This window comes from Sphingomonas sp., from assembly GCF_025362505.1.
Lineage (GTDB): Bacteria > Pseudomonadota > Alphaproteobacteria > Sphingomonadales > Sphingomonadaceae > Sphingomicrobium.
This window is the reverse complement of the sequence record NZ_JANYGG010000018.1, coordinates 1-10,061: the sequence shown is the minus strand read 5'-3', so window position 1 is coordinate 10,061 and position 10,061 is coordinate 1. Positions and strand designations below refer to the sequence as shown.

Below are 10,061 nucleotides of genomic sequence, written 5' to 3'. Positions count from 1 at the left end.
TCGAGATCATGTTCGGCCGCCTCAAGGACTGGCGCCGCGTCGCCACTCGCTACGATCGATGCCCGACCGTCTTCCTCTCCGCCATCGCCCTCGCCGCCACCGTCATCTTCTGGCTCTGATCAACGAGTCCTGACCCTAAGGACGTCGCCGGACGCAAGCCGCGCGCCGGCCTTGGCGGGACTGTCATCACGACGAACTGTAGCCGCTAATCCGCTCTGCCAGAATCCGATTTTCGCCATTACGGCACGACTCTCATTTCTTGTCCTGAATTGGTCGATAAATGAACATCGTTACGGAAACGTAAAGCCGCGCGTTGCGGCGTCCGATCGACAATCGAAGGGGTGCTGGCGACTGAAATATCAGTCAACCGCACCGATCACACAGGCTCTAGAGCGCGGTGCCTTCGCTGTTATAGCTATGCCAAGCGAATAGTGCCGCGGCGCCGCGGTGGGGACGCCATGCTTCGGCGAGGTCGCGCAGCTGTTTCTCCGACGGGCGATCGGCAAGGCCGAGGATGCGGCCGATCTGGACCTGAACCGCGAGGTCGCCGGCCGGCCAGACATCGCCGCGCCCCTCGGCGAACAGCAGGTAGATTTCCGCCGACCAGCGGCCGATGCCCTTGACCTTGATCAACAGCGCGACAGCTTCGTCATCGTCCGCCGGCAGCTTGCCGAGATCAAGCTCGCCCGACAGGACCAGCCCGGCGAGGCTGCGCGCATAGCCCGCCTTCTGGCGCGACAGCCCTGCCTCGCGCAGCTCGTCGTCATTCGCGACCAACACGCGCCCGAGGTCGGGCGGAGAACCATATTTGCCCTCGAGCTTAGCCCACATCGAACGCGCCGCGGCGACGCTGACCTGCTGGCCGACGATCGTTCGCAGCAGCGTCGTCACTCCGGGCTCGCTGATGCGCGGATCAGGGCGGCCGTGCCGCTCCATCGCGGCGGCGAAGCGCGGCTCGGCGGCGGCGAGCCCGTCGAGGCTCGCGTTCAGGCTCGCGGCACTGCGGACCATCAGGCGCTGCGGGCAGCGTAAAGCGCCACGGCGGCAGCATTCGACACGTTGAGGCTCTCGACCGTGGCGGTGATCGGAAGCCGGGCGAGCGCGTCGCAATGATCACGCGTGTTGGCGCGCATCCCCGGACCTTCGGCGCCGAGTACGAGTGCGATTCGTGGCGGGCCGAGCGCGTCCTTGAGGTCGGTCGCGGCATCGCCGGCGAGCCCGATCCGCCAGAAGCCCGCCTCGGCGATCTCCTCCAGTGCGCGGGCAAGGTTGACGACCCGGGCCCACGGCACCCGTTCGAGCGCGCCCGACGCTGCCTTGGCGAGCGCGCCGCCTTCGGGCGGGGAATGACGGTCCTGAGTGACGATCCCGATCGCGCCGAACGCCGCCGCCGAGCGCAGGATGGCGCCGACATTGTGCGGGTCGGTGACCTGGTCGAGGACCAGCAGCACCGCCCGCTCGGGCGCGTCGGCGAGCATGTCACCGAGCCACATGTCCTCGAGCGGCTCGACCTCGATCACCACCCCCTGATGCGGCGCATCGCCCGGAACCAGCCGGCCGAGATCGGCGACATCGGCCATCGTCACCTGCATTTCGGGCGGGAAGTTCATCAGCGCAGCCGCCTCGCGCGTCGACCAGGCGCGGAGCACGCGCCGTTCGGGATTGTCGAGCGCGGCGGCGACGGCATGCTTGCCCCAGAAGCGGGGATGGTTGGAACTGCTCAAGGGTTTGGAGGAGCGCTTGCGGGCCATTGCCCCCCATGCGGCGCGCGCGCTTCGCTGACAAGCTTGGGATTGCCGGCGCGCAGGATCTAGCGCTGCTTGCGCGCCAGTTGCATGACGAAGCTGATGATTTCGGCCACCGCGGCATAATGCTCGATCGGGATCGGCCGGTCGATCACGGCGCTGGCGTAGAGCGCGCGGGCGAGCGGCGGGCTTTCGACCACCGGCACTTTCGCTCCTTGCGCAAGCGAACGGATCTTGAAGGCGAGCGTGTCGGCGCCCTTGGCGACCACGACCGGCGCGCGCATCGCGCCATGGTCGTAGCGCAGCGCGACGGCGAAGTGAGTCGGGTTGGTGATGACGACCGAGGCGGTCGGGACCGCGGCCATCATCCGGCTGCGCGCCCGCGCCATGCCGATCGCGCGCTGGCGGGCCTTGACCGCCGGGTCGCCTTCGCTGTCGCGATGCTCGTCGCGCAGTTCCTGGAGCGACATGCGCATTTTCGCGAGGAAGGCGCGGTGCTGATAGATCCAGTCGGCAGTGGCGATGGCGACGACGACCACGAGCACCGCGCCGATCATCGCCCGGATCAGCTCGCCGGCGGTGCGCGCGATCTCGAGCGGGGCCATGCCGACGAGCGCGGGGAGCGCCGCGAGGTGCGGGCGGACGACGATCACGCAGGCGATGAGGATCGCGGCGGTCTTGGCGAGGGTCTTCGCAAACTCGATCCAGCCGCGGGCCCCGAATAGGCGGGCGGCGCCGGCGAGCGGACTGACCTTGCTGAATTTGGGACGGACGCGGGACCATGACAGGGTCGGGCGGCCCTGGACGACGCCGGTGACGAGTCCGGCGAGGAGCAGTACCCCGAGCAGGGGAGCAACCGCGCGCGCCGCTGCGGCAAGGAGCGCGCCGGCCAGGGTCGCGGCGCCCACTGGCTCCCAGCGCAACGTTCCGGCGCCGCTCCACAGCTGCGCCGAAAGCTGCAGCAGCGCGGCGAGCGCCGCCGTGCCGATTCCCCCGAACAGGAACAGGATGGTGCCGAGCATGACCGCGTGGCGGACTTCACCGGCAACCGCGACCTCGCCCTTCGTCCGCGCGTCGGACAGGCGCTTGGCAGTCGGGTCGTGGGTCTTGTTATCCCGGTCCTCAGCCATGAACGCCTTCAGCCATGCGTCCAGCCGCCCGCGGTCCACGCGCTCATCGCGGCGGAGAAGGTCGACAGGATAGTGCCGAGCGTTACGCCGAGCAGCGCGAGCCCGAGCAGCAGGTTGAGCGGCTGGGCGATAAAGAAGATCTGCAGCGCGGGGGCGAGGCGCGCGGACAGGCCGAGCGCGACGTTGAACAGGATGCCGAAGACAATGAACGGCGCGGCGAGGCTGACCGCGAGGCTGGTCGCGGTGCCGACGGTGGCGATGGCCAGCGCCGCCCAATCCTGCGGGCTGGGCACCGCGCCGACCGGAAAGCAATCGTAGGAGCGGACGATCGCGGCGATCCATTGGTGATGGAGCCCGGCGGCGAAGCAGACGAGGGTCGCGGCAAGCGCGATCAGCCGGGCGAGGACCGGGGTCTGGCCACCGACCGCGGGATCGAACAGCAACGCCGAGGAAAATCCGATCTGCATCGAGATGATCGCGCCGGCCATGCTCGCGGCCTGCATGATGATGCGGATCAGGCTGCCGATGGCGAGGCCGATGCCGAGCTCGACGAGGATCGTCGCGACCAGGGCCGAATCCTGTGCAGCGAAGGGCGTGACTCGCGGCCCGAGCAGGCCGAGCAGCGCGAGCGACATGCCGAGCGCCATCAGCAGGCGGACGGGTCCCGGCACGCTGTCCTCGCCGAACATCGGCAGCAGCATCCACACCGCGCCAATCCTGGCGAACAGGATCAGCAGTGAGGCGAGATGAAGCGGCATGTCGGCGATCAGGGCGGGCATCGGCGGCGGGCTCAGCCGCGTACGATATGGTCGGAGACGAGCGCCATGAAATGCGCCATCGCCTGACCGATCATCGGCAGGCTCAGGACTAATACCACGCCCATCACAAGCAGCTTGGGGACGAAGGTTAGCGTCATTTCCTGAATTTGGGTGAGTGCCTGGAACAGGCCGATGACGACACCGGTGGCCAGCGAGGCGATGAGCAACGGACCGGCGACGGTCAGGATCAGCATCAGGGCGGCTTGTGCCAGCATCAGGACATCCGCGGCGGCCATGGCTCAGATCTGCATCCGCATGATGTCCTGGTAGGCGTTGACGACCTTGTCGCGCACCGCGACGACCGTCTCTAGCGCCTGCTCGGCGGCGCCGATCGCGGTGACGACGTCGACGAGGTCGCCCTTGCCGGCGATCTGCGCCGCGCTGGCGCTTTCGGCGGCGCGCATCTGGGTCGCGGCGCCGCCGATCATGTTTTCGACGAGCGATCCGAAGCCGCCTTCGACAGCGGCGGAACCAGCGGCGGCGGGCTTGCTCGCCCCGGTCGAGAGGATGCGGCCATAGGCGGCCGCGGCGTCGAGTGTGCCAAGGGACATGGGCTGGTTTCCTTTGTCTATTTGATCAGGTCGATGGTGCGCAGCGTCATTGCGCGAGCGGCTTCGATGGCGTTGACATTGGCTTCGTAACTGCGCTGCGCCGAGCGCATGTCGGCCGCCTCGACGAGGCCGTTGACGTTGGCCTTCAGCACATAGCCCCTGGCGTCGGCGGCGGGCGAACCGGGCTGGTAGCTCCGCTCGAACGCGGTGCGGTCTCGGACGACCGACTGGACTTCGACCCCGTCCCCGCCACCATCCATGTGGGTCGGGCGGAATACGACCATCTTGCGCCGGTAGGGATCGCCACCGGCAGTCCGCGCGATGCTGTCCGAATTGGCAAGATTTTCGGCGATGACCCGCATGCGCAGCGACTGCGCCTTGAGGCCCGTCGCGGAGATTTGGGTGGCGGCGGTGAGGTCCATGGCGGCGGCGTGTCCCGGCTGGTGGATGACGCCTCCATCATAGGCAGAATTTGCCTAGTGCCGGGCGGGCGGGCCCAAAATCCTTCCTACAACAGGGCGACAGGATGGGAGCGATGCAATGTCCATATTGGGCGAGGTGACGGTCGCGGTGTCGGTTGTACTGGGGTCGACCCAGGTGCCGATCCGCCAGGTATTGAAGATGGGGCGGGGGGCGATGATCCCGTTCGACTGCGGGACCGACGATCCGTCCGAGCTCCACGTCAACGGCATCGCCGTAGCGCATGGCCGGATCCTCATTGCAGGCGAGCGCATGTCGTTCGAAGTGACCGCCATGCTTGGCCAGGCCGGCTGACGATGGGGCTGTTGCCGCTGCTGCGCATGTTCGGCGCCCTTTCGCTCGTGCTCGGGCTACTTGCCGGGGCGCTGTGGGCGGTGCGGCGGCTCGGGGTGCGGCTACCGGGCGTGACCGGTGCGGGCGGTCCTAACAGGAGGATCGAGCTGGTCGAGCGGGTCGCGCTCGACGGCAAGCGCAGTGTTGCATTGATCCGCCGCGACGGGCGCGAGCATCTGCTCCTGCTCGGCCCCGACGGACCGCTGGTGATCGAAGCGGGGATCATTCGCGACGACCGCGATCTCGCCGCGGCGCAGGAGCAAGCGCAAGAAGCGGAGGCCCGGCGGGTCGCCCAGGCGGAGGCGATTGCGGCGCTTTATGCCAGGGCGGAGCAGATCATCGCGGGTGTCCGCGAAGCGCGCCGGGGCGGCGAGGCCAGCTTCGCCGCGCTGCTCGATCGGGCGCGGGCGCGATTGCCGGCCAGGCCCGCGCCGCCGCCGGTGGTCACCGCCGCCGCCCTGATCGCGGCCAAGCGCCGCCCGCGAAAGGCGGCCTGAATCATGCGTAAATCCACGTCCGCGGTCCTGTTCGCCGCGCTGATCGTCGTGCCCGCGTTGGCGGCCGCCGCGACCCCTGCGGCGACGATCAATATCGGCGGCGAAGGTTCGCTCAGCGCGCGCGCGATCCAGCTGGTGATGATGCTGACCGTGCTGAGCCTCGCGCCCGGGATATTGATGACGGTGACCAGTTTCACCCGGATCATCGTCGCTCTGTCGCTGCTCCGCACGGGGCTCGGCGCGCCGGGGGTTCCGCCGAACCCGGTGCTGATCAGCCTCGCGCTGTTCCTGTCCTTCTTCGTCATGGCGCCGACGTTCGAAAAAGCGTGGGCGACCGGGGTGCAGCCCTATACCGAGGGGCGGATCAGCGAGGCCAAGGCGTTCGAGCGCACCGCCGAACCGTTCAAGGTCTTCATGCTCGGCCAGGTGCGCGACGATGACCTCGCGCTGTTCAACCGGCTCGCCAAGTCGCCGCCCCAGCCGCGCGCGAAGACGCCGCTGCCAACGCTGATGCCGGCGTTCATGATCTCCGAACTGCGCCGCGCGTTCGAGATAGGCTTCCTGCTGTTGCTGCCGTTCCTGGTGATCGACCTGGCGGTGGCGGCGGTTCTGATGGCGATGGGGATGATGATGTTGCCGCCGCCGAGCATTTCGCTGCCGTGCAAGATCATCTTCTTCGTGCTGGTCGATGGCTGGGCGCTGGTCGCGGGGTCGCTGGTCAAGAGTTTCGGCGCGTAAGGTTGGAATCAGGCTGGTTTCGCCGAGGTGATCGCGACCCGGCTGACGGTGCCCTTGCCATAGGTCTCGACGGCGGCGACGAACACCAGTTGGCGGAAGGCGGCGAGGTCGGGGAGGAGCCGGTCGGGTCCGCTGGCGAGCGGCGCGCGGTAGGTGCGCAGGTTGATCGCGTTGAGCAGCAGCGGAAGCCGCGACGCGACATCCTCCTTGGTATCGGCCGCAACTTCGAGCTGGACCTCGATCGTGCCGTAGCCGGCGAGGCCACCATCGCCGTCGACCAGCGGGACGAGGATCGGGCCGGTGGCGACGAAGGTCGGCATCGGGGCGGCCTCTTTCTTCGGAGCCTCGCGGGGACCAGTGACGGTGGCCACGCCGAACGCCGCGCCGCCGCCGGTGGCGAGGCCGGCGGCGAGCATCAGCGGGATGATGAGGGCGCGTTTCATCGTCCTGTTCGCGTCAGAAGCGGAACGAGCTGTCGGTCGGCAAGGGCGAACCCTCGGCGAGCAGGACGATGGTGATCCGGCGGTTCTCCGGACGGGTCGGTTGGTCGGGGTAAACCGGTTGGGTCGCGGCCAGCGCGACCACCTCGGAGAAACGATCCGGCGTGAGGCCGCTGGCGATCAGCGCATCGCGCGCGGCGAGGGCGCGGTCGGACGACAGCTTCCAGTTGGCCGCGCTCTGTCCGCCCGACGCATCGGTATGGCCCTCGATCGCCAGCTGCACGCTGCTCCGCGCGATTTTTCGCGCGATCCGGCTGAGCATGACGCGGGCGTAGGGGTTGAGGATGGCGGTCCCGCCGCGAAACATCGAGCGGCCTTGGTCGTCCATCAGGCTGATGCGCAATCCCTCGCGGCTCGTCTCGAGCGCGGCGGGATGGGTGGCGCTGTCAGGGGTGCTGGCCGGCTGGAGGATCAGCTTCAATTCCTCGGCCATGACCCGCAACGAGGCGTCGGGGACGCTTGCGGTTCCCCCTTTTTGCGCACCCGCCGATTTTGCGTCACTGCTCGGGCGGCCATTGGTTTTGGGGTTGGTCGCCTGCGCGCGCTGGCGCTGGCCACCGAGCCCGGCAGCCTCGCCGCTGACGCTGTCGATCGACTCGCCCGGAGCGGCGCTCGCCGACGAGGGCGAGAAATATTCGGCGAGGCCCTTGAGTTGCTTCTTGTCCGGATTCGAGATCAGCCACAGCAGCATGAAGAAGGCCATCATCGCCGTGACGAAATCGGCATAGGCGACCTTCCACGCGCCGCCGTGGTGGCCACCGCCGACGACCTTCTTGACGCGGCGGATGACGATCGGCCGGACTTCAACCGTGAGCGCGGGTTTCGTCGCCACGGATCAGGCGGCTTTCAGACCGACGCCGAGCGCTAGCACCGCGCCGCCGCGCACTGTCTCGAGCAGCTGGAGCCCGTCCATCCCAAGTATGTTATAGTCCCCGATGATCAGGTGGACGCGGTCGGCGCGGACGCACTCGAACGCCTCCTTCAGGCAATCGCGGTCTTCAGGCTGCGACTGGGGCGAGTTCATTCTTGGCCTCGTTGAGCGCGGTTTCGAGTTGGGCGAAAGTTGGTGCGCAGTCGCTCGGCGTCAGCCGGCGGGCAAGTTCCGCGGCGACCTGGACCGGGGCTCCCTGAGCGTAAGCGACGAGCGCGGTGCGGACGATCGAATAGGGCTTGGAGTCGGCAGCGATGACTTCGGCCAGCTTCGACGCCAGCGGCCCGACCAGGCAGTAGGACAGCAGTACGCCGAGGAAGGTCCCGACGAGCGCGCCGCCGATCATTGCGCCGAGTACTTCGACCGGCTGGTCGATCGATGCCATGGTCTTGATCACGCCAAGCACGGCGGCGACAATGCCGATCGCGGGCAGGCCGTCGGCCATCTGCTGGAGCGCATGCTGCGGGGCCAGTTCCTCGTGGTGGTGACGCTCGATGTCGGCTTCCATCGCTTCGGACAGCTGGTGCGGGTCATCGAAGTTGACCGTCATCATCCGCAGATAATCGCAGATGAACTCGACGAGGTGATGGTCGGCGAGGATCTTGGGATAGCGCGAGAAGAGCGGGCTTTCCTCCGGCGCATCGAGATGCGGTTCGATCCCGGTCGCGCCCTGTTTCTTGAAGATGGTGAACAACCCGAACAGCAGGGTCAGCAGGTCGCGGTAAAGCTCGGCGGTCCAGCGCGGCCCCTTGAAGGCGCGTTTGAGGCCGCTGCCGGCAAGCTTCACCGTGCGCAGCGAATTGCCGAGCAGGAAGGCGCCGACCGACGCGCCGACGATCGCCACCAACTCGTGCGGCAGCGCCTCGAGGATGATCCCGACCTTGCCGCCCGACAAGATGAAACTGCCGAACACGCAACCGAGGATGACGATGAGGCCGACGGCGTTGATCATGGGCTGATTATAGGAAGCGGCGCGGGCGGGGCGGGCCGGAGGGGGCAACATATTGCCGTGTCGCGCGGTGGCGGCGGGTCGGTCGATTTGCCGTCTACAATGGGGGATTGCCTACGCCAATTGCCCACGCCAGGAGCCGCCCGTCCATGTCGCTTGCCAGCTATCACCGCGTGCGCAGCAGCGCCGAAACCCCGCGCCACACCGAATATCGCCTGATCGGCGAGATCACCGCCGAGATGATGGAAGCATGGGACAGCGGCGCGCGCGGCGCCGCGCTGATGCCCGCGCTCCACCGCAATCGCGAAATGTGGAGCGTGTTCGGGATGGTCTGCGGGACGGCTGGCAATGCGTTGCCGCCGGAACTGCGCGGGCAGATCATTTCGCTCAGCTTGTGGGTAGACCGCTTCACCAGCGACGTGGTCGCGGGGCGCGAGCCGATCGAGTCGCTATTGGCCGTGAACCGCACGATGCTGGAGGGTCTTGCGCCGCAGGCCCAGGTCGCCGCCTGATTGCCAGTTGGTCGAGGCGAGAGGGTTCAGGCTGGATGCCCCGCGATCATCCAACGTAATCGACTAACTTATTGATAATCTAGTGAACAATAATCGCAACAGCCATCTACTACCACACTTACTCCCCCACTGCGTTGCGGATAGGGGCGAACGATGGCGAACAAGCGCAAGGCAATGCCGCTAACGATACCCTGAGAATATTCGGCTGTGACAATAGGTCGCACCGGACTCGATCATTCGCGCTCCATCGTTAGAACACCTCCGATGTCATCGCTCCTCGATTCGTACCGCAAGAACGCCGAGGCTGCGCGCATCGAGGCCGAGGGAGCCACGCTTCCCAACGTCCGGGCCCGCGCCGTCGAGGTCGCCGCCCGGTGGACCGAGATGGCCGAGCAACTCAAATGGGTCGAGGAGCAAAGGGACATCAGGCTTAGCCCGTCTTATTCACTGGCGGGGTGATTTCGGGTTGGCGAATGTAGCGTAAGCCTTTGCTTTGCAGTAGGAATATGGGTGTCTAAACCAGTCCTGCCACGAGGCAAAAAATGCCATTGTGTTTCGAACCACAAAATGAACATATAGGCGCAGGGCGGTTGATTGGCGTGGCTATTGAAGACGGGGGTCACCTTTGGACAACGTTGAGGCACTTGAGAGAATAGCTCGTCTTCGGGAAACTGGGGCGCTGTCCGAAGCCGAGTTTCAGGAACAGAAATCCCGGCTTTTGTCCGGCAACTCCCAGCGCCCCGCCGACCGCCCCATCCCGACAAACAGACGGTCATCCAGTGTGAGCAGCGGCGAGCAAACGCTCGATGAGTTCAGGGGAAGCACAACTCGTTGGATTTTCGGTAGCTTTAGCGGCTGGCTGACACTGCTACTCTGC

The 10,061-nt window shown here is 66.9% G+C and carries 17 protein-coding genes and 1 pseudogene; 7 read left to right on the top strand and 11 right to left on the bottom strand.

The window, feature by feature from the left end:
* Positions 1-119 (top strand): annotated as a pseudogene (locus tag Q0R27_RS01305) (IS5/IS1182 family transposase); the annotation flags it as partial.
* A 268-nt stretch (positions 120-387) separates the two neighbouring features.
* Here Q0R27_RS01305 and Q0R27_RS01300 read toward each other — a convergent pair.
* From Q0R27_RS01300 to flgC, 7 genes are read right to left on the bottom strand one after another with little or no spacing between them, the layout of a single operon-like run.
* Positions 388-1,011 carry a DNA-3-methyladenine glycosylase 2 family protein gene (locus Q0R27_RS01300; RefSeq protein WP_293940284.1) on the bottom strand — a complete coding sequence of 208 codons (624 nt, stop codon included), beginning with the start codon at positions 1,009-1,011 and terminating at the stop codon, positions 388-390.
* Positions 1,011-1,751, bottom strand: coding sequence for a 23S rRNA (guanosine(2251)-2'-O)-methyltransferase RlmB (gene rlmB / locus Q0R27_RS01295; RefSeq protein WP_293940283.1), 741 nt, complete (start codon positions 1,749-1,751; stop codon positions 1,011-1,013). Before rlmB ends, Q0R27_RS01300 begins: the two co-directional genes overlap by 1 nt.
* Before the next feature lie 59 nt (positions 1,752-1,810).
* Entirely contained in the window at positions 1,811-2,875 is a 1,065-nt protein-coding gene (locus Q0R27_RS01290; RefSeq protein ID WP_293940282.1) for a flagellar type III secretion system protein FlhB, read from the bottom strand.
* Positions 2,876-2,883: 8 nt separating this feature from the next.
* Positions 2,884-3,654 carry a flagellar biosynthetic protein FliR gene (fliR, locus tag Q0R27_RS01285; protein ID WP_293940281.1) on the bottom strand — a complete coding sequence of 257 codons (771 nt, stop codon included), beginning with the start codon at positions 3,652-3,654 and terminating at the stop codon, positions 2,884-2,886.
* A gap of 11 nt (positions 3,655-3,665) precedes the next feature.
* Positions 3,666-3,929 carry a flagellar biosynthetic protein FliQ gene (locus Q0R27_RS01280; RefSeq protein ID WP_293940280.1) on the bottom strand — a complete coding sequence of 88 codons (264 nt, stop codon included), beginning with the start codon at positions 3,927-3,929 and terminating at the stop codon, positions 3,666-3,668.
* A gap of 3 nt (positions 3,930-3,932) precedes the next feature.
* Positions 3,933-4,244 carry a flagellar hook-basal body complex protein FliE gene (locus tag Q0R27_RS01275; protein ID WP_293940279.1) on the bottom strand — a complete coding sequence of 104 codons (312 nt, stop codon included), beginning with the start codon at positions 4,242-4,244 and terminating at the stop codon, positions 3,933-3,935.
* 17 nt (positions 4,245-4,261) lie between these two features.
* Positions 4,262-4,666, bottom strand: coding sequence for a flagellar basal body rod protein FlgC (gene flgC, locus Q0R27_RS01270; protein ID WP_293940278.1), 405 nt, complete (start codon positions 4,664-4,666; stop codon positions 4,262-4,264).
* Positions 4,667-4,784: 118 nt separating this feature from the next.
* On the opposite strand from flgC, the gene Q0R27_RS01265 reads away from it, so the two are divergent.
* From Q0R27_RS01265 to fliP, 3 genes are read left to right on the top strand one after another with little or no spacing between them, the layout of a single operon-like run.
* Complete coding sequence (locus tag Q0R27_RS01265; protein ID WP_293940277.1) at positions 4,785-5,018, top strand: FliM/FliN family flagellar motor switch protein; 234 nt, start codon at positions 4,785-4,787, stop codon at positions 5,016-5,018.
* A gap of 2 nt (positions 5,019-5,020) precedes the next feature.
* Entirely contained in the window at positions 5,021-5,554 is a 534-nt protein-coding gene (locus Q0R27_RS01260; RefSeq protein WP_293940276.1) for a flagellar biosynthetic protein FliO, read from the top strand.
* Between the two features lie 3 nt (positions 5,555-5,557).
* A complete protein-coding gene (gene fliP / locus Q0R27_RS01255) occupies positions 5,558-6,292 on the top strand; it encodes a flagellar type III secretion system pore protein FliP (protein ID WP_293940275.1) in 735 nt (244 codons plus the stop codon).
* A gap of 8 nt (positions 6,293-6,300) precedes the next feature.
* Here the strand turns inward: fliP and Q0R27_RS01250 are convergent, their stop codons facing one another.
* From Q0R27_RS01250 to motA, 4 genes are read right to left on the bottom strand one after another with little or no spacing between them, the layout of a single operon-like run.
* Positions 6,301-6,735 carry a hypothetical protein gene (locus tag Q0R27_RS01250; RefSeq protein WP_293940274.1) on the bottom strand — a complete coding sequence of 145 codons (435 nt, stop codon included), beginning with the start codon at positions 6,733-6,735 and terminating at the stop codon, positions 6,301-6,303.
* Between the two features lie 13 nt (positions 6,736-6,748).
* The gene (locus Q0R27_RS01245) at positions 6,749-7,624 is read right to left on the bottom strand and encodes a flagellar motor protein MotB (RefSeq protein ID WP_293940273.1); all 876 of its coding nucleotides are present in this window, start codon (positions 7,622-7,624) and stop codon (positions 6,749-6,751) included.
* 3 nt (positions 7,625-7,627) lie between these two features.
* On the bottom strand, positions 7,628-7,816 hold the full coding sequence (locus Q0R27_RS01240) for a hypothetical protein (RefSeq protein WP_293940272.1): 189 nt from the start codon (positions 7,814-7,816) through the stop codon (positions 7,628-7,630).
* Entirely contained in the window at positions 7,791-8,675 is an 885-nt protein-coding gene (motA, locus tag Q0R27_RS01235; protein ID WP_293940271.1) for a flagellar motor stator protein MotA, read from the bottom strand. The genes Q0R27_RS01240 and motA overlap by 26 nt, the downstream gene beginning before the upstream one ends.
* A gap of 146 nt (positions 8,676-8,821) precedes the next feature.
* Here motA and Q0R27_RS01230 point away from each other — a divergent pair, with 146 nt between their 5' ends.
* The 3 genes from Q0R27_RS01230 to Q0R27_RS01220 form a co-directional block, all read left to right on the top strand.
* Positions 8,822-9,184 (top strand): flagellar biosynthesis regulator FlaF, encoded by a 363-nt coding sequence (locus Q0R27_RS01230; protein ID WP_293940270.1) that lies wholly within the window; start codon positions 8,822-8,824, stop codon positions 9,182-9,184.
* Positions 9,185-9,448: 264 nt separating this feature from the next.
* On the top strand, positions 9,449-9,643 hold the full coding sequence (locus Q0R27_RS01225; RefSeq protein ID WP_293940269.1) for a hypothetical protein: 195 nt from the start codon (positions 9,449-9,451) through the stop codon (positions 9,641-9,643).
* Between the two features lie 166 nt (positions 9,644-9,809).
* Positions 9,810-10,061, top strand: a 252-nt coding sequence (locus tag Q0R27_RS01220; protein WP_293940268.1) for an SHOCT domain-containing protein, incomplete at its 3' end; no start/stop codon positions are given.